Annotated in this window: 17 protein-coding genes; 4 read left to right on the top strand and 13 right to left on the bottom strand. The window is 61.2% G+C overall.

Annotation, left to right across the window (positions count from 1 at the left end; genetic code table 11):
* Positions 1 to 3: 3 nt before the first annotated feature.
* The 4 genes from ABWV42_RS03890 to ABWV42_RS03875 are packed head-to-tail and all read right to left on the bottom strand — an operon-like array spanning position 4 to position 6,203.
* The gene (locus ABWV42_RS03890; RefSeq protein WP_353338958.1) at positions 4 to 816 is read right to left on the bottom strand and encodes a TIGR03084 family metal-binding protein; all 813 of its coding nucleotides are present in this window, start codon (positions 814 to 816) and stop codon (positions 4 to 6) included.
* The gene (locus ABWV42_RS03885; RefSeq protein ID WP_353338957.1) at positions 813 to 2,804 is read right to left on the bottom strand and encodes an acetyl/propionyl/methylcrotonyl-CoA carboxylase subunit alpha; all 1,992 of its coding nucleotides are present in this window, start codon (positions 2,802 to 2,804) and stop codon (positions 813 to 815) included. Before ABWV42_RS03885 ends, ABWV42_RS03890 begins: the two co-directional genes overlap by 4 nt.
* A gap of 2 nt (positions 2,805 to 2,806) precedes the next feature.
* Positions 2,807 to 4,423 carry an acyl-CoA carboxylase subunit beta gene (locus tag ABWV42_RS03880; RefSeq protein ID WP_353338956.1) on the bottom strand — a complete coding sequence of 539 codons (1,617 nt, stop codon included), beginning with the start codon at positions 4,421 to 4,423 and terminating at the stop codon, positions 2,807 to 2,809.
* Positions 4,413 to 6,203: an acyclic terpene utilization AtuA family protein gene (locus tag ABWV42_RS03875; protein WP_353338955.1), complete on the bottom strand. Its 1,791-nt coding sequence runs from the start codon at positions 6,201 to 6,203 to the stop codon at positions 4,413 to 4,415. The genes ABWV42_RS03880 and ABWV42_RS03875 overlap by 11 nt, the downstream gene beginning before the upstream one ends.
* A 125-nt stretch (positions 6,204 to 6,328) precedes the next feature.
* On the opposite strand from ABWV42_RS03875, the gene ABWV42_RS03870 reads away from it, so the two are divergent.
* Positions 6,329 to 6,946, top strand: a complete 618-nt coding sequence (locus tag ABWV42_RS03870; protein WP_255104707.1) for a TetR/AcrR family transcriptional regulator — start codon at positions 6,329 to 6,331, stop codon at positions 6,944 to 6,946.
* A 2-nt stretch (positions 6,947 to 6,948) separates the two neighbouring features.
* Here the strand turns inward: ABWV42_RS03870 and ABWV42_RS03865 are convergent, their stop codons facing one another.
* The 8 genes from ABWV42_RS03865 to lpdA form a co-directional block, all read right to left on the bottom strand.
* Positions 6,949 to 7,959: a helix-turn-helix domain-containing protein gene (locus tag ABWV42_RS03865; RefSeq protein ID WP_353338954.1), complete on the bottom strand. Its 1,011-nt coding sequence runs from the start codon at positions 7,957 to 7,959 to the stop codon at positions 6,949 to 6,951.
* Between the two features lie 71 nt (positions 7,960 to 8,030).
* Complete coding sequence (gene gcvP / locus ABWV42_RS03860; protein ID WP_353338953.1) at positions 8,031 to 10,886, bottom strand: aminomethyl-transferring glycine dehydrogenase; 2,856 nt, start codon at positions 10,884 to 10,886, stop codon at positions 8,031 to 8,033.
* 58 nt (positions 10,887 to 10,944) lie between these two features.
* The gene (gcvH, locus tag ABWV42_RS03855; RefSeq protein ID WP_255104714.1) at positions 10,945 to 11,310 is read right to left on the bottom strand and encodes a glycine cleavage system protein GcvH; all 366 of its coding nucleotides are present in this window, start codon (positions 11,308 to 11,310) and stop codon (positions 10,945 to 10,947) included.
* 18 nt (positions 11,311 to 11,328) lie between these two features.
* The gene (gcvT, locus tag ABWV42_RS03850) at positions 11,329 to 12,426 is read right to left on the bottom strand and encodes a glycine cleavage system aminomethyltransferase GcvT (protein WP_353338952.1); all 1,098 of its coding nucleotides are present in this window, start codon (positions 12,424 to 12,426) and stop codon (positions 11,329 to 11,331) included.
* A 33-nt stretch (positions 12,427 to 12,459) separates the two neighbouring features.
* Positions 12,460 to 12,873 (bottom strand): universal stress protein, encoded by a 414-nt coding sequence (locus ABWV42_RS03845; protein ID WP_255104718.1) that lies wholly within the window; start codon positions 12,871 to 12,873, stop codon positions 12,460 to 12,462.
* A 67-nt stretch (positions 12,874 to 12,940) separates the two neighbouring features.
* A complete protein-coding gene (locus ABWV42_RS03840) occupies positions 12,941 to 14,311 on the bottom strand; it encodes an alanine/glycine:cation symporter family protein (RefSeq protein WP_353338951.1) in 1,371 nt (456 codons plus the stop codon).
* A gap of 26 nt (positions 14,312 to 14,337) precedes the next feature.
* On the bottom strand, positions 14,338 to 15,279 hold the full coding sequence (lipA, locus tag ABWV42_RS03835; RefSeq protein WP_353338950.1) for a lipoyl synthase: 942 nt from the start codon (positions 15,277 to 15,279) through the stop codon (positions 14,338 to 14,340).
* A gap of 13 nt (positions 15,280 to 15,292) precedes the next feature.
* Entirely contained in the window at positions 15,293 to 16,675 is a 1,383-nt protein-coding gene (lpdA, locus tag ABWV42_RS03830; protein ID WP_353338949.1) for a dihydrolipoyl dehydrogenase, read from the bottom strand.
* A gap of 174 nt (positions 16,676 to 16,849) precedes the next feature.
* On the opposite strand from lpdA, the gene ABWV42_RS03825 reads away from it, so the two are divergent.
* Positions 16,850 to 17,464 carry a helix-turn-helix domain-containing protein gene (locus ABWV42_RS03825; protein WP_255105589.1) on the top strand — a complete coding sequence of 205 codons (615 nt, stop codon included), beginning with the start codon at positions 16,850 to 16,852 and terminating at the stop codon, positions 17,462 to 17,464.
* A gap of 14 nt (positions 17,465 to 17,478) precedes the next feature.
* Here ABWV42_RS03825 and ABWV42_RS03820 read toward each other — a convergent pair whose 3' ends face one another.
* On the bottom strand, positions 17,479 to 18,399 hold the full coding sequence (locus ABWV42_RS03820; protein ID WP_255104726.1) for a LysR substrate-binding domain-containing protein: 921 nt from the start codon (positions 18,397 to 18,399) through the stop codon (positions 17,479 to 17,481).
* Positions 18,400 to 18,538: 139 nt separating this feature from the next.
* Here ABWV42_RS03820 and ABWV42_RS03815 point away from each other — a divergent pair, with 139 nt between their 5' ends.
* Positions 18,539 to 19,006, top strand: coding sequence for a TRAP transporter small permease (locus ABWV42_RS03815; RefSeq protein ID WP_255104728.1), 468 nt, complete (start codon positions 18,539 to 18,541; stop codon positions 19,004 to 19,006).
* 1 nt (position 19,007) lies between these two features.
* Positions 19,008 to 20,306 carry a TRAP transporter large permease gene (locus ABWV42_RS03810; RefSeq protein ID WP_255104730.1) on the top strand — a complete coding sequence of 433 codons (1,299 nt, stop codon included), beginning with the start codon at positions 19,008 to 19,010 and terminating at the stop codon, positions 20,304 to 20,306.
* Positions 20,307 to 20,319 lie beyond the last annotated feature (13 nt).

Raw genomic sequence — 20,319 nt, 5'->3', positions numbered from 1 at the left:
TTCTCAAGGGGCTGTAAAACGCGTGCCCTTGGCGGGCGGTGTTTCAGGCGGGCCGGCAAAGCACTGGGCGATCTGCATCCATCCGCTTGCGATCTCGCCGGTGACCGTCAGGCTGGTGTCCGCGATGTTGCGGGTCTGGGTGACGACCTGCGCGAATTCGATAGCATCGCCGGTGATCGCATTGTCCTGCCCGTCGTCGCCAAACTGCCAGATCGCTCCGGAGGGGGCGGTTAACGAGATTGCAGGCAACTGATCGGGCACGTTCTGGCCATGCACCTTGTGTGACCATCCGAAGGTGTTGACGCCCAGAACAACGATGTTGCGGATGCGGTCGCTTTGCGGCTGCTGCGCGCCAAGCAGGTCGAAAATCTCCTGGCCATGCGCCCATGTCTCCATCTGTCGTGCCGTCATCATGGAGCGCGCGGACATTTCCGGACCCGCCCATTGCAAACGGGCCTTCGGGTCAAGTGCCTGCCACCTTGGAGGCATGTCGCGGTAAAGCACTTGCCACGCGTGGAAAAGATCCGGACCACGTTCCGCAATCTCGTCATTCTCGATGGCACGCATGCCGCGCGTCGGAATCTCGCGCATGAGAGACGTCACGTAGGCCCTGAACTCCTTTGGCGACCTCAGGGAAAGGTCGGCGGCCTTGTTCCAGAAATGCAGGTGCGTGATGACGTCATTGATCGTCCAGCCCTTGAACTGGGTGGTCTGATCCCATTGACCCGCGGGCAGGGCCTCCAGAAGCTTGGCGAGCGCCTCGCTTTCGTCATGGAAGTCTGTTGCCTGCTGGAGCGTGATTGCGTCGGTGCTCATGTCTCGGCCTCGATTTCTATAATGATCTGCCCGTTGCCAAGTTGCTGTCCTTCGGCAACATGAACTGCGGACACACGGCCCGCGATGTCTGCCATGATCTGGTGCTGCATCTTCATGGCCTCCAGAACCGCCAGCGTCTCTCCCTTGGCCACCTGCGCGCCCTCCTGAACCGTGAGGGACTGGACAAGCCCGGGGATCGGGGCGGTGATTTGCCCGTTGGCTGCGCGATCCTCGGGCCTTTGGCCGGGGCGTTGGCGGTCAACCGTGATCTGACGCCCGTCACGCCAGAGCGCCAGCTGGTCGCCTTTGAGGACATAGCGGGCGCAAAGGATCTGGCTCGCGATCTTGGCGTGCACGTTGGTAGAGGTGAGCTCTTCCATCGCAACGGTTATCTCGTCCTCATCCGCGTGGACGCGCCATCCGTTTGAACAAGCGGAGATTTCCAGCTGCATCCGGGTCTCGCCCGATGAAAGCAGCATATCTGCGGCAACGAGTGGCGCGCTGGACCAGTGCAGCTGGTCTGTCGTGACGTGACCGACCTTTTCAAGCGCCGCCTGTTTGTCTGCTTCCGACATCAGGGCCGCCGCCAAGGCGAAATCCTGTGTCTGAGTTCCTGCGTCCGACACGCCGTCGGGATAGGCAGTTTCCAGCAAGGCGGTGGTGGCCTGCCCGGCGACGAACTCGGGTGTTTTCAGAACGTCGATCAGGAAGGCGGCGTTTGTGGTGGTCCCGAGCAGCGCCGTCTCCTCAACCGCCCTGATCAACCGCTGCCGAGCCACCTCGCGGTTGGGGCCAAAGGCGATGATCTTGGCCAGCATCGGATCGTAGAAGGGCGAGACCTCCTGACCTTCGCGAATGCCTGCATCAATGCGCACCCCGTCGCCTGTTGCCGGTTGCCAAAGGTCGATCGGTCCGATCGTGGGCAGGAAATCATTGGCGGGGTCTTCGGCATAGAGGCGCACTTCGATGGCGTGGCCCTGCAAGATCACGTCGTCCTGCGAGAAGGGCAGGGGCGCGCCCTGCGCAACGGCGATCTGCAGGGCAACGAGATCCTGTCCCGTCACCAGTTCCGTCACCGGATGTTCGACCTGAAGACGGGTGTTCATCTCGAGGAAATAGAACTCTCCGGCGTCATCGAGCAGAAACTCAACGGTTCCGGCGCCGTAATAATCGACGGCCTTTGCCGCATTGACCGCCGCAGCGCCCATCCTGTCCCGCAGGTCCGGTGTCATGATCGGGCAGGGGGCTTCTTCGACAACTTTCTGATGGCGGCGCTGCACCGAGCAGTCGCGCTCTCCAAGGTGCAGGCAGGTGCCGTGCTGATCGGCAAAGACCTGAACCTCGACGTGACGCGGGGCGATGATGGCTTTCTCGAGGATCAACTCACCCGACCCAAAGGCGTTCTGGGCTTCCGACCGTGCAAGGGCAAGCGCATCTGGCAACTGGCCGGGTTCGGTTACAAGGCGCATACCGCGCCCGCCGCCTCCGGCAGAGGCCTTGACCATGATCGGAAAACCGATGTCCTGCGCGGCGGTGATCAGGGCCGCGTCTGACTGATCCGCACCCTCGTAGCCCGGAACACAAGGCACCCCCGCCGCGATCATCAGGCGCTTGGCCTCGGCCTTGTTGCCCATCGCGCGGATCGCAGTGGGCGAGGGGCCGATAAAGACCAGCCCGGCATCCGAAACAGCCTCGGCGAAGGCGGCATTTTCGGAAAGAAACCCGTATCCGGGATGGATCGCACCGGCACCGGTTTGTCTTGCTGCGGCTAGGATTTTATCCGCATCAAGATAGCTGTCCCCAACCGGACCATCGCCGATCAGAACGGCGTCGTCGGCAAGGGCGACATGGGGGGAAAGGGCATCGGCGGTGGTGTAAACGGCCACCGCTTTCAGGCCAAGATCCCGCGCCGTGCGGATCACGCGCACGGCAATCTCGCCGCGGTTGGCAATCAGGATCCTGTCAAAAGAGGTCTGTGCGTTTGTCATGATCAGAACCTCGCCACGCCATAGGAATTCGGTTTCAGGCTGCGCTGTCGCGCCTCGCGGCAGGTCGCAAGGCAGAAGCCCAGAATGCGCCGGGTGTCGCGCGGGTCGATCACGCCGTGATCAAGGCATTGCCCAGAGGTATAGAAGGCGTCCGACTGCCCGTCGAAATGGGCCTTGATGGCGTCGAACTGGGCCTTGAGACGGGTCTCGTCCACCTCGACCCCCTTGCGCCTTGCGCCCGCACGCGCCACCACGTCCATTGTCCGCGCCGCCTGTTCGCCGCCCATGACGCCGGTCAGGGCATTGGGCCATGAAAACAGGAAGTCCGGCTCGTAGGCATAGCCCGACATGCCATAGTTGCCTGCCCCGAAACTCGCACCGATGTAGAGCGCGATCTTGGGCACCTCGACGTTGGTCACTGCCTGGATCATCTTGGAGCCGTGCTTGATCATGCCGGCCTGTTCATACTGGGTGCCGACCATGAATCCGGTCGTATTGTTCAGGAATATCAACGGGGTATCGGACTGGTCGCACAGTTGGATGAACTGCGCCGCCTTGTTGGCACCTGCCGGATCAATCGGGCCGTTGTTGCCGATCAGGCCAACCGCCATGCCGTGAATGGCGGCCTGCATACAGACCGTTGCCGCGCCGAAATCCGGTTTGAAATCAAGGAAGTCAGAGCCATCGACGATACGGGCCACGACCTCGCGCACGTCATAGGGGATGCGATAGTCGGCCGGAACCACTCCGGCCAGTTCCTCGGGCGCATAAAGCGGGGCTTGGGCGTCAGCTGGCATCGGTTTGCTGTCGCGGTTCCAGTGCAACTGGCCGACAATGGCGCGGACCTGTTCAATCCCATGCGCATCATCCTCTGCCAGGTATTCGACAAGCCCCGAGGTGGCCGCGTGCATTTCCGAACCGCCAAGGTCGCGGTCATTTGCTGTCTCGCCCGTCGCCGCATTGACCAGCGCCGCGCCCGCCAGCGCCGCCATGCCGTTTTTCTTTACGCCCACCACATAGTCGGCAAGGCCCGGCATGTAGGCCCCACCCGCCGTGGACGGGCCATGCAACAGGGCGATGTTGGGGATGCCTGCCGCGCTCAGGCGCGCAAGGTTGCGGAACATTGCCCCCCCATGCGCCCAGAGCGAGACCTGATATTCCATCAGGTTGGCGCCTGCGCTTTCCACGAGGTGAATGAACGGCAGTTTCTGCTTGAGCGCCATCTCCTGAACGCTCAGCACCACATCGACGGTCTTCCGCCCCATCGCACCGGCCTTAATGCCCGAGTCATCGACAAGGATCATGCAACGGGTGCCGGAGACAAAGCCTATTCCGGCAATGAGCGACGAGCCGGGAACACTTTTTTCCTCGGTCTCTCCATCAGCCATGTATCCCGCAAGGCTGTGCAGCTGGACGAACGGCAGGCCGGGATCAAGCAAGGCAGACAGGCGCTTGCGCGGTGTCATCTGGCCGCGCTCTTTCATGCGCGCACGACGCTGTTCCGACAGCTGTGGGGCCCGCGCTTCAAGCGCGCGCAACCTGTCAATCAGCGCCAGCATCTCCTGTTTGCGGGTTTCAAAGTCGGGAGAGCCGACAATCACCTTGGTCTCAAAGCGCATCGGGCGCTCCTTTCATGTCATGCGTCAACCGGTCGCTCGGGATCGGGACCGACGTGTTCAACAGAACCTGTGCAAAGCTCTTGGCTTGCGGGTCATTGCGCAGGCTGGCAACGCCCCCTCCGCCAAGCGCCGCGTGCAGCAGGAGGTTCATCGAATGTGTTCCGGGTAGATAGAAGCGCTCAACCGGCCCTTGAATCAAGTTTCCGAACACGTCGGCAACCCTTTCCGGGGTCAGCGCCTGCCAGATCCACGGCATGAATTCCGGATCGCGGGCGATGACGCCGATGTTGGCCTTGTCCCCCTTGTCGCCCGACCGCGCCCAGGCCAGACGCTCAAGGGGGACTGCGGTGAGAGGGGCAGTGGTTGTCACGATTTCGGGTTCCGGCGCAGGTGGGGTGTGTGACTGCGAGGGGAGGGGTGTTGGCGCTTCGAAAGGTACGGCCACGTCCTCTAGCGTGACGGAGAGTTGCACGTCTTCGGCGGGCACCAGAAAGGAAAACAGTTCGACAACGGGCGAGGGGCGGGGCCGTCCGCCGCCGGTGAACATGTGCATCCCCGGCGGTGTCGCCAGCGCCGCGCCCATGGTCTCCTTGAGGAACAGGCCGACGGCGCGGGCATCCTCGTGACGTACCGCAGTCTTGAGGGTGATTTCCTCGTATCCATCCGGTCCGGCCACGCCGCCAAAGGTCTCGACACAGACGTCCGAGAACTCCGGCACCCCCAATTGCGCCATCTTTGCCCGCGCCCGTGCCAGCCCCATGTTGGCATAACTCTCGGCCTTGCGGCGCGCGTCACGCCCGTTGAAGAAAAACACGTGCCCGGCGCGGTAGCCGTTCATATGGGTGAGGGATACCTTCAACTGGCCTGTCGGGGATTGCCCCTTCGCGCCGGTGATGCGTACGCGGGTTGCGTCCTCTTGTTCCAACTTTACTTCCGAGAAATCACAGGTGACGTCTGGCAGAACATATGCCCGCGGGTCGCCGATTTCATAAAGCATCTGTTCCGCGACGCTGGCCGGAGTCACGCAACCGCCGGTTCCGGCCGGTTTGGTCATCGTGATCGCGCCGTCATCTTCGATTTCGATCACCGGATAGCCAATCGTGGCCAGATCACCGGACTCTTGCCAGTCGGTAAAGTTGCCACCCGTCGCTTGTGGTCCGCATTCCAGCAGGTGGCCCGCAAGCGACCCCGCTGCCAGCCTGTCAAAGTCGTCCATGCCCCAGCCGAAGTGATGCGCCGCCGCCGCAAGCGTGAGCGCACTGTCCACGCAGCGTCCGGTGATCACGATATCAGCCCCCGCATCCAGCGCGGCGATGATCGGGCCTGCACCGAAATAGGCATTCATCGAGGTGATCTTGTCGGCATCGGGAAAGGCGCTGCCGGAAAACATCTCGCGCCTGTCCGTGTACCGGTCGCGCCGTGGCATGAGGTCATCACCCTCGACCGTCGCCACCTTGAGATCCAGACCAAGGCGCGTGATTTCGGTTTGCAACGCCCTGGCGCAGGCCGCAGGATTGAGACCACCGGCATTCGAAAGCACCTTGATGTTCCGCTTGGCGATGTCGCACAGGTTGGGGGCCATGACATCGGCCACGAAGTCGCGCGCATAGCCGGCGGTTTCGTCCTTTGCCTTGGCGCGGGCGAGGATCGACATGGTGATTTCGGCCAGATAGTCGAAGACAAGCACATCCAGACTTTCATGCAAAAGCAATTGGGGCACCGACTGGGCCGTTTCCCCCCAGAAGCCCGAGGCACCGCCAATCGTCAGTTTTCCTGCCACGTCGATCTCCTCCATATCGGCGTATTCAGACTTTTTGTCCTGTAACAGAACGTACGTTCGGTTTGTTGCACGTTGAAACCAGACCTGTCAACGGCTAGACCAAGGAAAAGGATCGGAGGAACGTGGTGTCACGACCGACGCAGGAACAGGCGGAAACCCTTCAGGAGCGCCGCTCGCGTGAAACGCAGGTCATGGTGATCAAGGCAACGGTGAAGTGCCTTGATGAATTCGGCTATGCCGAAACCACGATTTCGAAAGTGCAGGACAGTGCCGGGGTGTCGCGCGGGGCGCTGACCCACCATTTCCCCAACAAGCAATCGCTGATTGTCGCGACAAGTGTCTGGCTTCTTGAAAACGCAACGCGGCCCCTGACCGAGTTGCAATCAGGTGGCGGCCCGATGCCCGACATCGAAGACCTTGTCTTTGAAATGTGGAGCAGGGTGGCGGACAACCAGGGTGGCCGCGCCTTCCTTGAGATCCTGCTTGCCTGTCGCACCGATACCGAGTTGCAGGAGATGCTTTCACCCATGCTGCAGGCGTGGGACCGTGACGTTGGTCTGGCCTTTCGCGACGTCCTGCGCGCCCACGGACGCAAGACCGATCAGGCCGAGATGCTCTGGGCACTGGTGCGCACCTTCTGCCGGGGGCTGATCCTGCATCAGAACTTCGTCGACTCGACCGACTATACCCGCGAAATGATTGCGCAGTTCGCCCGGATGCTCGAGACCGAGCTGGGAGCGTGATCTTATCGCGAGGCGGCGCTGACCCGTGGATTGGCTGTTTCGGCACCGAAGAAACGGGCCTTGCGCATGCGTGTCGGGGAGATGCCAAAGGCTTTCTTGAAGTTTTCGACAAAGGTCGCGTAGTTCTGGAAACCTGACGCAACCGCCACGTCCAAGACGGCCATGTCCGAGCGTGACAGCAGGTTTTGGGCGTATTGCAGGCGAATATCGCGGTACACGGCCTGAGGCGAGAGGTCGGTCTTGGCCTTGAACCGGCGTTGGACCTGACGCACCGAGGTGCCGACACGGCGGGCGATCTCGTCTATCGGAAGCGGGTCTTCGATATGCGAGTTCATCGCCTTGAGCGCGTTGCAGACAATCCGGTCGCCGTTCGAGCGCTGCACGTATTTCCACGCGGCGCTGTTTACGGGTTTTGTCGACGCTTCCTCTAGGCCGAGATGCACGCCAACGGCGCGGGCGGTGTGTTCGCCCTGATCCTTGCGCAGCAAGTCCATGAACAGTGACTGGGCCGCAAGCCCACTGATCGCGCTACAGATCCGCCCCTGAACCGAGGTCGGGGCCGACGCAACCTGCTGGTCCGGAAACTCTTCTGACATCGGCGCAAGAAAGTTCGGATGGATGGCAAGGCAGCTTCGGTCGTGCATTCCGACTTCGCGCAGGAGGTAGGCGGCGCTGCCCACCAGAACAATACGGTCCGCCCCGATGAAGATCTTGCGCAGCGTTTCGCGATTGTTGGCGTCCAGCCGCCAGCGGCTGTCGACGCCGCCAAGAAAGACAACTGTCTGGAACTTGCGAAAATCCGGTGTTGGCCGGGTGAACCTGTCGTGCAGTTCCACGTCGTAGAGCGGGGTTTCCGCGATCTGGTTCGCTGCGCGCAGGATCGAGGCCAGGAGATGTGCACTTGCCGTTTCGAGACTGCCTTGGGAATAAATGTGAAAGTGGCGCGTCTGCTTTGGCACGAGGGTGTCCCCGTCGGCACGGCCGATCTGCGTTACCTGGGATTGCTGGGTCATTAAGGCGCCTCCTTGGGTCTGATAAGACAAGGGAAGCTTCCGGCGACGGGTGCCGCCGGAAGCCAGTTTGGTTATGCGTCCTCTTCGTAGTCCGACATCGGCGGGCAGGTGCAGATCAGGTTGCGGTCGCCATAGGCGTTGTCCACGCGGTTGACCGGAGACCAGTACTTGTCCACGCCAAGGTTGCCCGGAGGGAAGCAGGCCTGTTCGCGCGAGTAGGGACGATCCCATTCCCCGACGAGGTCACGTACCGTGTGCGGCGCGTTCTTCAGCGGGTTGTTCTCGGCGTCGATCTTGCCGTCGATGATGTCCTGCGCTTCCTTGCGGATCGAGATCATCGCCTCGCAGAAACGGTCGATCTCTTCCTTGGGCTCGGATTCCGTCGGCTCGACCATCAGCGTGCCAGCCACGGGCCAGGACATGGTCGGCGCGTGGAAGCCCGAGTCGACAAGGCGCTTGGCCACGTCATCCACGGTCACACCGCCTTCGTCGTTGAGCGGACGGGTGTCGAGAATGCACTCGTGCGCCACGCGACCGGTGGTCGAGGTGTAGAGCACCGGGTAGTGATCCTTCAGGCGCGCCGCAATGTAGTTGGCGTTCAGGATCGCCACCTTGGTCGCCTGCGTCAGGCCAGCACCGCCCATCAGCAGGAGGTAAGCCCAGCTGACCGGCAGGATCGACGGCGAGCCGAAGGGTGCCGCCGAGACCGGGCCAACGGCGGTGCCGTACTCCGGGTGACCGGGAAGGTGCTCTTCCAGATGTGCCTTGACGCCGATCGGTCCCATGCCGGGGCCGCCACCGCCATGCGGAATGCAGAAGGTCTTGTGCAGGTTCAGGTGCGAAACGTCGCCGCCGATCTTGCCCGGCTGAGACAGACCCACCATCGCGTTCATGTTGGCGCCGTCGATATAGACCTGGCCGCCATGTTCGTGGGTGATGTCGCAGACCTCCTGAACGGTTTCTTCGAACACGCCATGGGTCGACGGGTAGGTGATCATGCAGGCAGCAAGATTGTCACCGTGCTGGATCGCCTTGGCGCGGAAGTCCGCGACGTCGATGTTGCCATCGTCGTCCGCCTTCACGGGAACCACTTTCCAGCCAACCATCTGTGCCGAGGCCGGGTTGGTGCCATGCGCCGAGGTCGGGATCAGGCAGACGTTGCGGTGCCCCTGACCATTGGCCATGTGGTAGTTGCGGATGGTCAGAAGACCCGCGTATTCACCTTGCGCACCCGAGTTCGGCTGCTGGCTGATCGCGTCATAGCCGGTGACCTGACACAGTTTCTCGTTCAGGTCGCGGATCATCTCGTGATAACCGGCGGCCTGATCTTCCGGGCAGAAGGGGTGCAGGTTGCCGAATTCCGGCCAGGTGACCGGGATCATCTCGATGGTCGCGTTCAGCTTCATGGTGCACGAGCCAAGCGGGATCATCGCACGGTCCAGCGCGAGGTCACGATCCGCCAGGCGACGCATGTAGCGGGTCATCTCTGCCTCGGCCCGGTTCTTGTGGAAGATCGGGTGGGTCAGATATTCGCTGTGACGCAGGTTTTCCTCGGGCAGGCGGTAGAAGCGGTTGGCTTCGCTGTCGTCCGTCTTCTGGATGCCAAAGGCCCCCCAGACCGCTTCGATGGTTTCCGAACGGGTCTGTTCGTCGAGCGAGATGCCGACCTTGGTCTCACCTACCTTGCGCAGGTTGATGCCACGGGCGACAGCCGCTTCCATCACGGTGTTCTGCAACGCGCCCACTTCGACGGTGATCGTGTCAAAGAACACGTCCGGTTCGATTGCGAAACCAGCCTCTTCGAGACCAGCGGCAAGGCGCGCGGTCTTGCGGTGCACGGATTGTGCAATCGCCTTGATGCCGTCGGGACCGTGATAGACCGCATACATCGACGCGATCACTGCCAGAAGCGCCTGGGCGGTACAGACGTTCGAGTTCGCCTTTTCGCGGCGGATGTGCTGTTCGCGGGTTTGCAAGGCCAGACGGTAGGCCTTGTTGCCACGGGCGTCGATCGACACACCGATGATACGGCCGGGCATGGCCCGCTTCAGCTTGTCCGTGGTCGCCATGTAAGCGGCGTGCGGGCCACCATAGCCCATCGGGACGCCAAAACGCTGGGTCGAGCCGATGGCAATGTCCGCGCCCATTTCACCGGGCGACTTCAGCAGCGCCAGCGCAAGGATATCGGCGGCGACAACAGCGATGCCCTTGTGCTCGTGAATGGCCGCGATTTCCTTGGAAAAATCACGTACGTGGCCGTGGGTCCCGGGATACTGGAAGATCGCGCCAAACACCGCGCCCGCGTCCAACTCGTCCGGATCGGCCACATGCACGTCGATGCCCAGAGGCTCGGCGCGGGTCTTGATCACGGCCACCGTTTGCGGGTGGCAGTTCTTGTCGACGAAGAAGGCCGCGTTGTTGGCCTTGGACCGCGAGCTGCGGTGTGCCATGGCCATGGCTTCGGCCGCGGCGGTGGCTTCGTCCAGAAGCGAGGCGTTCGCGATATCAAGGCCGGTCAGGTCGCTGACCATGGTCTGGAAGTTCAACAACGCCTCGAGACGACCCTGCGAGATTTCCGGCTGGTAGGGGGTATAGGCCGTGTACCAGGCGGGGTTCTCGAGGATGTTGCGCAGGATCGGGGCCGGCGTGGTGGTGCCATAGTAACCCTGGCCGATCAGCGAGGTCAGAACCTTGTTCTTGCTCGCGATCTCTTTCATGTGGAACAGCGCGTCGCGCTCCGACATCGCGTCCCCCCACTCCAGCGGTTCCTGCTGGCGGATGGCGGGGGGCACGGTCGCATCAATCAGTGCGTCCAGCGTGTCAAAACCGATCACCTTCAGCATCTCGTCCATTTCGCTGGGCGAGGGGCCGATGTGGCGACGGTTGGCAAAGTCATAGGCTTGGTAGGTCGTCAGTTCGAATGCCATTGTCCGATCCTTTGAAAACGAAAGAGGGCCCCGCGACCTGCGCCGCGAGGCTGTCAGATCAACCAATCAGGGCTTTGTAGCCGTCCAGATCCATCAGATCGTCGAGCTGTGCGGCGTCCGCCAGCTTGATCTTGTAGATCCAGGCATCGCCTTCCGGGGCGTCGTTCAGGGCGCCGGGATTGTCAGCCAGGGCTTCGTTGGCTTCGACAACTTCGCCGTCCACCGGCGCATAGATTTCCGAAGCCGCCTTGACGGATTCGATCACGCCGATCTCGTCGCCTTTTTCAAAGTCGTCACCGGCTTCTTTCTGTTCGACGAAAACGATCTCGCCCAGTTGGTCGGCGGCGTGTTGGGTGATGCCGACGGTGGCGATGTCGCCTTCAACGGTGACCCATTCATGTTCTTCCGAGTAATAGGTGGTCATGGATATTCTCCTGATGCCTTAGCGTTTGTAGTTTTGGGTAACAAAGGGCAGGGCGACGATTTCCGCCGTTTGTGCCTTGCCGCGAATGATGAGGTTCACTTTCTCGCCGGGCTCACCATGGCCTGCCGAAACATAGCCCATGGCGACAGGGGCGCCGACGGTCGGGCCAAAGCCGCCCGAGGTGATCGCGCCGATGGTGTTGCCCTCAAGGCATTGCACCTCGACACCCTGACGGGCCGGTGCGCGGCCTTCCGGCTTGATGCCAACCAGTTTCTTGGCAGCGCCTTCAGCCAGTTCTTTCTGAACCCGCGCTGCGCCCGGGAAACCGCCTTCTTCCTTGCGGCGTTTCTGGATCGCCCAGCCCAGCGAGGCTTCGATCGGCGAGGTCGACTGGTCGATATCGTTGCCATAAAGGCAGAGACCGGCTTCGAGGCGCAGGCTGTCGCGCGCACCAAGGCCTGCGGGTTCACAGTCGTCGTGGGCGAGGAAGGCGCGCGAGACTTCGATGGCCCTGTCTTCCGGGATCGAGATTTCGTAGCCGTCTTCGCCGGTATAGCCGAGACGCGAAATCCGGCACTCGACGCCGAGGATGTCTGCGACAGTGGTTTCCATGAACTTCAGCTCACGCGCTGCCGGGCAGAGGTCGCCCACCACGTCTTCGGCTTTCGGGCCTTGCACGGCCACCAGGGCACGGTCGAAGATCTCGGTGACCTCGACGCCGTCCAGGTTGGCCTGCATATGCGGAATGTCTTGATGGCGCAGGGCGGCGTTGACCACGACGAAGTAGTGATCGCCGGCGTTCGAGACGATCAGGTCATCCATGATGCCGCCGTCTTCGTTGGTGAAGAAACCGTAGCGCGCCTTGCCTTCCTTGAGGGTGGCATAGGCCTGCGGGCAAAGGGTTTCCAGCTTTTCGCCGACGTTCTCGCCGCGCAGGATCACCTGGCCCATATGGCTCACGTCAAACAGCGCGGCCTTTTCACGGCATTGCTTGTGTTCGCCCATGATGCCCATGGGATATTGGACCGGCATTTCCCAGCCGGCAAAGTCGACCATCTTGCCGCCGAGTTCGACGTGCAGGTCATAAAGCGGGGTGCGTTTGGGCGCGTCTGTCATGACGAGGCCTTTCCTGAGTTGGAGTATGAACGATCAGTCACGGACAACGGTGACCGTGCAGTGGGCATTGCGCACCACGCGGGCAAGGTTCGGGCCGATCTCGTAGTTCGGGAAATCACCTTTGGCCGAGGCCATGATGATCAGGTCATAGCCGTCCTTGTGGGCCAGCTTGAGGATTTCGCGGTACACGCTGCCTTCCTGAATATGCACGGGCACATGGGCCGCATCGTTGGCCGCGAGGATCGCTTCGATCTTGCCTCGCACGAAATCCTTGGCGCCCGCGCCATAACCTTCGGGCAGGTTCGGCAGCTGGATGATCTCGGGAATGACTTCTACCGCGTGCAGTTCGGCGCCGTAGAATTTGGCCTGCTCGAGGGCAAGCGGCAGTGCTTTTTTCCACGAACGGTCATCGGTGTGGTCAAGCGGAAGCAGGATTTTAGTCGCCATCTGTTGTCTCCTCGAAAGGGAATGTCTTTTGGATAGCGGGGGCCGCACGGGCGGCCCCCAGCGAAGATTATTTGGCCGCGGTCTCACCGCTTTCCGAAGCGCCGTTCGATGCGAAGAACGCCTTGGTCAGCTTGAAGACAACCGGGCTCAGAAGCGCGAGGGCGATCAGGTTCGGGATGGCCATCATGGCGTTCAGCGTATCTGCCAGCAGCCAGATAAAGCCGAGGTCCGCAGTTGCGCCGAAGTAGATCATCACGATCCATGCGATGCGGTAGACCATCAGGATCTTGTGCCCCATCAGAAAGCCCACGCATTTCTCGCCGTAGAACGACCAGCCGAGGATGGTGGTGAAGGCAAAGATCGACAGTGCGATGGCGATCAAGTAACCGCCGATGCCGGGCAGGGTGGTCTCGAATGCCAGCGAGGTCAGAGCCGCGCCGCTTTCACCCGAAGTCCAAGCGCCCGAGGCGATGATCGCCAGACCGGTGATCGAGCAGACGATGATGGTGTCGATGAAGGTGCCCAGCATCGCGATCAGGCCCTGGTTGACCGGACCTTTGGTCGAGGCTGCCGCGTGTGCGATCGGGGCCGAGCCCAGACCGGCTTCGTTCGAGAAGACACCGCGTGCCACACCAAAGCGGATCGCCATCCAGACCGCCGCACCGGCAAAGCCGCCTTCGGCAGCCGAAGGGGTGAAGGCGTGGGTGAACACGAGGTTCAGCGCGTAACCGATGTTGCCGATGTTGATCAGCAGAACCAGCAGGCCGGCGATGATGTAGGCAACGGCCATGAACGGCACGAGCTTACCTGCAACCGCACCGATGCGGGTGATGCCGCCAAGGATCACGGCTGCGGTCAGGATCATCAGGACAACGCCGGTGACCGAGGTGTTGAGGCCGAAGTTGGCTTCGAGAACCTGCGCCACACCGTTGGCCTGAACGCCATTGCCGATGCCGAAGGCCGCGATTGCGCCGAACAGGGCAAAAGCAACACCCAGCCAGGCCCACTTGGCGCCAAGACCGTTCTTGATGTAGTACATCGGGCCACCGACGTAGTTGCCCAACTCGTCCTGCTCGCGGTATTTCACGGCGAGAACGGCTTCGGCGTACTTGGTTGCCATGCCTACCAAGGCGGTCATCCACATCCAGAACAGGGCGCCTGGACCGCCCAAGAAGACAGCGGTGGCAACACCGGCAATGTTGCCGGTCCCGATGGTGGCCGAGAGCGAGGTCATCAGCGCGTTGAATGGGCTGATCTGCCCTTCGCCCTGACCTTCACGGCCCTTGAAAAGCAAGCTGAAGCCAGTGCCCAGCTTGAGGATTGGCATGAACTTCAGGCCGACTTGCAGAAAGAAGCCGACGCCGAGGATGAGAACCAGCATCAGCGGCCCCCATACGACGCCATTGATGGCCCCTACGATTGAATTCAACGCTTCCATGGATATTCCTCCCAATTGCGTCTTGGTTATGCCCCTTTGGCCAATGCCAGCTGGCGGGCCTGTTTGAGGGCGGCAAAATCTTCATCCGCGTGGAACGACGAGCGCGTCATCGGCGTGGCCGAGACGTGCAGAAAGCCCTTGGCGCGGGCCAGTTGTTCCAGTCGGGCAAAGTCCTCCGGTGTCCAGAAACGGTCGACCGGGTGGTGTTTCGGGGTGGGTTGCAGGTATTGTCCCACGGTCAGGAAATCGACGTTCGCCGCACGTAGGTCGTCCATCACCTGACGCACTTCCTCCATCGTTTCCCCAAGGCCGACCATCAGGCCGGACTTGGTGAACAGCTCGGGGTTGGCGCGTTTGGCATCGTCCAGCAGGCGCAACGATTGATAATAGCGCGCGCCGGGACGTACCGTCGGATAGAGGCGCGGTACGGTTTCAAGGTTGTGGTTGAACACGTCAGGCGCGGCCTCGAATACAACGTCTGCCGATGCGCCCTTGCCAAGAAAGTCCGGCGTCAGAACCTCGATCGTTGTGCCCGGGTTCTGGTGGCGCACGGCGCGGATGGTCTGGGCCATGTGATCGGCGCCACCGTCCGCCAGATCATCGCGGTCCACGCTGGTGATGACCACGTGGCGCAGGCCAAGCTTTTTGACGGCAGCAGCAACACGACCCGGTTCGAAAACGTCAAGCGCGTCCGGCCGGCCGGTGGCCACATTGCAGAACGAACATCCACGGGTGCAGATTTCGCCCATGATCATCATCGTGGCGTGGCGCTTGGACCAGCACTCGCCAATGTTGGGGCAGGCCGCCTCTTCGCAGACCGTCGCCAGCTCGTGATCCCGCATCAGGCGACGGGTTTCATAGTATTCGGCGCTCTCGATCTTTTTCTTGCGAATCCAGCGCGGTTTGCGGGCGATTGCCGTGTCGGCCTTGTGGGCTTTCTCGGGGTGGCGCAGACGAGGGACGTTCATCGCTTTGTCTCCCTTAGGCGTGGATCGCGCGGCCAAGCGCATCAAGGCAGGCTTCCTTGACGGCTTCGGCCATCGACGGGTGGGCATGGCAGCTGTGGATGACGTCGGTCAGGGTCGCCCCCTTGGTCATTGCGAGAACCAGTTCCGCAATCAGGTCTCCGCCATGCGCACCGCAGATATGGGCGCCAAGGATCGTGCCTTCGGGCGTCGCCAGAACCTTGACCGCGCCATCAGTTTCCCCGCTGGACCGCGCTCGCGAGTTGGCCATGAAAGCGAACTTGCCGCTGATGTAGTCGGTGCCGGCCTCTTTCAGGGCCTCTTCCGTCAGTCCAACCGAAGCCACTTCGGGATCGGTGTAGACCACGCCCGGAACCTTGCCGTAATCCACGTGGGCCGCGTGACCGGCCAGCATTTCGACGCAGGCAACGCCGTCTTCCTCGGCCTTGTGCGCGAGCATGGGGCCCGGAACACAATCGCCAATCGCATAGATGCCGGGAATGCTGGTCTGGAAGGTTTCGTCCACTTCGACAAACCCCCGGCCATTCACCGCGACACCAAGGTCTTCCAGCCCTAGGCCCCGTGTCACAGGGCGTCGGCCGATTGCGACCAGAACTTTGTCGGCCTCCAGCGTTTCCTGCGTGTCCTTGCCAACCCGATCCATGGTCAGGGTCAGGCCGCTGTCACCGGTTTCTACCGATGTCACCGCGCGTCCCAGTTGGAACTTCAGCCCACGTTTGGACAGGGCGCGCTGAGCCAGTTTGGCGATCTCACCGTCGATGCCCGGCAGGATGCGGTCGAGATACTCGACGACGGTGACCTTGGCGCCCAGACGCGCCCAGACCTGGCCCAGTTCGAGGCCGATCACACCGGCACCGATGACCACCAGACGCTCGGGCACCTCTTGCAATGCCAATGCACCGGTGCTGCTCAGGATGCTGTCTTCGTCAATCTCGATACCGGGCAGGGGGGTCGGCTCTGATCCGGTGGCGACAAGGATGTTCCTGGTCGCAAGGACTTCGCTGCCAACCTTGACCTTGCCTGCTTCCGGGATCGAGGCCCAGCCTTCGATGAGGTCGACATTGTTCTTCTGGAACAGGAAGGCGATGCCCTTGGTCAGGTCACCAACGATCTTGTCCTTGCGTGCCATCATGCCGGGGACGTCCAGGGACGCGCCTTCAACTGAAATGCCGTGACCTGCAAGGTGGCTCAGTTCTGCATATTTTCCGGATGAGGTCAGCAGCGCTTTCGAAGGGATGCAGCCGACGTTCAGGCAGGTGCCGCCGAGTGCACCGCGGCCTTCTACACAGGCCACTTTCATTCCCAGTTGCGCTGCGCGGATCGCTGCAACGTAACCGCCCGGTCCACCACCGATCACGACCAGATCATATTCGCCCATGATTTTCCCCTCCTGGGCATCCGTATTCCGTATTGGGAATGTATGCCCTTGTATGCATCTCAATTCCCCTTTAGGAAACTTTTCCACTAATGGCAACAAAAATGGCCTCTGGTGAATTTTGACGGAGCGCGGGAAAGGAGATAAGTCTTGGTGGCGAATGGAGAATCCGAGTTCATGGAACCTGTCAGCTTTGAAGACGAAGGCCCTGCAATGGATGCCGCGGAGGCACCCGACGGTACTGTTTTGGGCAAAATGATTCGTGAGGCCCGTAAGGAAAAGGGCCTCACGCTCGAAGAAGCTGCCAAGGCCGCGGGTATTGGCCGGTCGACGCTTTCCAAGATCGAGAACAACCAGACCAAGCCCAGTTTCGAGATCATCCGCCGCCTGATGCAGACCCTTGAGTTGCAGACCCCGCAACTGTTTGTGCAGTCCGGTCAGAGCGATATTTCTGGCCGCCGTGACTATACGCGTTCAGGCCTGGGTGAGCCGCAGGAAACGCCGACCTATTCTCACGAACTGCTGTGCACCGAACTCACAAGCAAAAGCATGCTACCCTACATCAGCACGATCAAAGCGCGTGATGTTTCCGAGTTCGAAAACTGGGTGCGCCACCAGGGCGAAGAGTTCATGTTCGTGCTCAGCGGCGAACTCACCCTCTACACCGAACACTATCGCCCCCTGCACATGAAAGCAGGGGACTCGGTCTACTATGACAGCGGCATGGGCCACGGCTGTGTGTCCACCAGCGAAGAAGATGCCCGCGTCTTGTGGGTCTCTCTGGAACGGTAAGGCCGTAACCAGTCTCAGAACAGTTGATTGATTTCTTCCAGCTCCGCGCAGAGCTGTCCTGCGAACTCGGTGGCCAGCACCGAGGGCGGGCGGTGCGCGGGCTGTAGCACCGAAACTTCCAGTACCACGCGCGGGCGAAACGGGCGAAAGACAATCGGGTGAGGTGTCGGGCTGGTCTTGAGATACCCGGCTGCCGTAATCGGGTCACACACGCAATAGCACAGTTCCTGCTCGACCAGCGTCAGGGCCGGATGAAACGTTCTCAACTCAAACCGATGCTCGAACGTGGCTTTCTGGGAGGCAAAGGCAGCCTTCGTGGCGATCAGGTTCGGGTGCCCTTCCTGAAGGGCGGCCATCGGCCTGCCGGAAAGGTGCCTCGGCTCGATTGCCTCCAAGTCGGCCAGCGCGTCGCCCTGGGGAACGGCACACACGCAATCCAGTTCAAAGTTGTCTGCCTTCAGAGCCGAAGAGGGCGAAGGCGTTTCGGCAAGACCAATGTCATATTGCTGCGACAGGACCCATTCCTCGATCACCGGTGAGGCCCGCATCATGAGAGAGGCCTTCACATCCGGTTTGTCTTTCAGGAACTCGCCCAGCAACCTTGGCATCATCATGGTGGCTGCCGCGGGCATGCAGGCGACGTTCAGCCGCCCCTTTTCCAGCGCGCCGATTTCTTTCATTGTCCGGGTCGACAGCGACAGCCGGTCAAGGATCGCTTCCGCCTCTTCCACGAAGAACTTTGCCTCGGGCGTTGGTTCCAACTTGCCGCGCTGCCGTCGGAACAGCGGCAGTTCCAATTCCGCTTCGAGGTTCGCAATCAGCGCGCTGACAGCAGGCTGAGTGCGCCCGAGGATTCGTGCCGCATCCGAGACGGAACCCGCCCGCATAACCTCTCGAAAGGCCTGAAGCTGTCGAATGCTGACGTTTTGAACCATTGGAAACACTCACGTTTTTTCACATCTATAAAGCAACTCTATTCAAGTATCAATTTAATCGTTTTGACTTAATGAGGTGCGTTTGCATGCTTTTCCGAAAGCTTTTGGCACCGGCATGGGCCGGTCCACGGAGGAGAAAATGGAACGCTTTGCCAGCATCACGCTGACCATTCTGATCTGCCTGGTTGCGCTGGGTCAGTTCGTGCAGGTGATCACCCGCTACGTGCTGGAAATCCCGGTCATGGGCCTGGAAGAAAGCCTGCTCTACCCAACCATGTGGCTCTACATGCTTGGGGCGGTGAATGCCTCGCGGGAAAACACCCACATCCGCGCCAATGTACTCGAGATCTTTCTCAGCACCGAGCGGCAACATCAGGTCCTTGCCATCATCGGTGAAGTGATCAGCCTTGCCGTCGGTATCTGGCTCACGACCTGGGCGTGGGACTTTACCCAGTACTCACTGCGTGTGTGGCGTGAAAGCCCGACCCTCTACCTCCCCACCTTCTATCTCGATGTGGCCCTGACCGTTGGGCTGGTCCTGATGATGATCTTTACCGCGTGGCACCTTCTCGGGCACCTGCGCGCCGTTTTTGCCAAGGAGTCCTGAGATGGTTGAGATTGCGCTTCTCGCGGTACTGGTTCTTGTCGTCCTGCTGACGCTTGGTGTGCCATTGCCCTACTGTTTCGGGGCCGGTCTGATGGTGATGTATTTCATCGGCGACGTGGTCATGAAGGGCAACATGCTCTGGGGCTTTCAGCAACTTGGCAACCCGGTGCTGCTCGCTATCCCGCTCTTCGTTCTGGCGGGGACCATCATGTCGGTCTCGGGCATTGCGGCTTCGCTGTTGAACTTCGTCAATATCTTCATTGGCCACCTGCGCGGCGGATTGGGTGTGGTGGCGACCGTATCCTGCGCGCTGATCGGTGCGATTTCGGGCTCGGGCCTGACCGGTGTGGCCGCCATCGGCCCGCTGTTGATCCCCGAGATGGAGAAACAGGGCTACCCGCGTGAATACGCAACGGCGCTGATTGCCAATGCCTCCCTGCTCGGCCTGTTGATCCCGCCGTCGGTCACCATGATCGTCTACGGGTGGGTCACCGATACCTCCATTCTTGCCTGCTTCCTCGCGACGCTTGGTCCCGGCCTCCTGATCATGACCAGCTTTTCGGTTGTGAACATCCGCATGGCGCGCAAGTTCCCGCTGCAACTGAACGAACCCCTCAAGGGGCGGGCGTTTGTGGCCGAAGCAACCGGTCGCGGCCTCAAGGCAACCCCGGCGCTGCTGATGCCGGTGATCATCCTCGGCGGCATCTACGGTGGGATCATGACCCCAACCGAGGCAGCGGCCGTTGCTGTTATCTATGCTGTGCCGGTGGGTTTCCTGATCTACCGCGGCCTGTCACTCAAGACGTTCCTCGGGGCAGGGCGCGAGGCAGCAACATCTGTTGGCGCGATCATGCTGATGATCCTGTTCTCGATGATCCTGAGCCAGATGTTCGTTCTTGAAAGCGTGCCGCAAGCCCTGGTCCAGGCGATCTTCTCGATCACCGAGAACAAGACGATCCTGCTGATCCTGATCAACATCCTGCTGTTCCTTGTGGGCATGGTGGTCAACGACGTGACGGCCATCATCCTGATTGCCCCGCTGCTGTTGCCGCTGATGCAGGCGATCGGCGTGAGTCCAATCCAGTTCGCCGCGATCATGGGCGTCAACACCGCGATGGGCGGCGTAACACCGCCCTATGCCTCGATCCTTTACCTCGGTGCGCGGATCGGACGTGTGCCTGTGACCAAGGTGATCCGTCCCGCAATGACACTGATCCTTCTGGGCTACCTGCCGGTGGTGTTCCTCACCAGCTTCTGGCCCGACCTCTCGCTCTGGCTGCCGCGTGTCTTCGGCTACTGAGCATACTTTCCCA

It is taken from the genome of Pelagimonas sp. KU-00592-HH, from assembly GCF_040369695.1.
Classification (GTDB): Bacteria; Pseudomonadota; Alphaproteobacteria; order Rhodobacterales; family Rhodobacteraceae; genus Shimia.
This window is presented reverse-complemented; position numbering and strand designations above follow the sequence as displayed.

Excerpts from the sequence above, each read along its gene's own strand:
- ABWV42_RS03890 (WP_353338958.1), bottom strand. The coding sequence starts at position 816 with ATGAGCACCGACGCAATCACGCTCCAGCAGGCAACAGACTTCCATGAC.
- ABWV42_RS03885 (WP_353338957.1), bottom strand. The coding sequence starts at position 2,804 with ATGACAAACGCACAGACCTCTTTTGACAGGATCCTGATTGCCAACCGC.
- ABWV42_RS03880 (WP_353338956.1), bottom strand. The coding sequence starts at position 4,423 with ATGCGCTTTGAGACCAAGGTGATTGTCGGCTCTCCCGACTTTGAAACC.
- ABWV42_RS03865 (WP_353338954.1), bottom strand. The coding sequence starts at position 7,959 with ATGACCCAGCAATCCCAGGTAACGCAGATCGGCCGTGCCGACGGGGAC.
- gcvP (WP_353338953.1), bottom strand. The coding sequence starts at position 10,886 with ATGGCATTCGAACTGACGACCTACCAAGCCTATGACTTTGCCAACCGT.
- gcvH (WP_255104714.1), bottom strand. The coding sequence starts at position 11,310 with ATGACCACCTATTACTCGGAAGAACATGAATGGGTCACCGTTGAAGGC.
- gcvT (WP_353338952.1), bottom strand. The coding sequence starts at position 12,426 with ATGACAGACGCGCCCAAACGCACCCCGCTTTATGACCTGCACGTCGAA.
- ABWV42_RS03845 (WP_255104718.1), bottom strand. The coding sequence starts at position 12,873 with ATGGCGACTAAAATCCTGCTTCCGCTTGACCACACCGATGACCGTTCG.
- ABWV42_RS03840 (WP_353338951.1), bottom strand. The coding sequence starts at position 14,311 with ATGGAAGCGTTGAATTCAATCGTAGGGGCCATCAATGGCGTCGTATGG.
- lipA (WP_353338950.1), bottom strand. The coding sequence starts at position 15,279 with ATGAACGTCCCTCGTCTGCGCCACCCCGAGAAAGCCCACAAGGCCGAC.
- lpdA (WP_353338949.1), bottom strand. The coding sequence starts at position 16,675 with ATGGGCGAATATGATCTGGTCGTGATCGGTGGTGGACCGGGCGGTTAC.
- ABWV42_RS03825 (WP_255105589.1), top strand. The coding sequence starts at position 16,850 with ATGGAACCTGTCAGCTTTGAAGACGAAGGCCCTGCAATGGATGCCGCG.
- ABWV42_RS03820 (WP_255104726.1), bottom strand. The coding sequence starts at position 18,399 with ATGGTTCAAAACGTCAGCATTCGACAGCTTCAGGCCTTTCGAGAGGTT.
- ABWV42_RS03815 (WP_255104728.1), top strand. The coding sequence starts at position 18,539 with ATGGAACGCTTTGCCAGCATCACGCTGACCATTCTGATCTGCCTGGTT.
- ABWV42_RS03810 (WP_255104730.1), top strand. The coding sequence starts at position 19,008 with ATGGTTGAGATTGCGCTTCTCGCGGTACTGGTTCTTGTCGTCCTGCTG.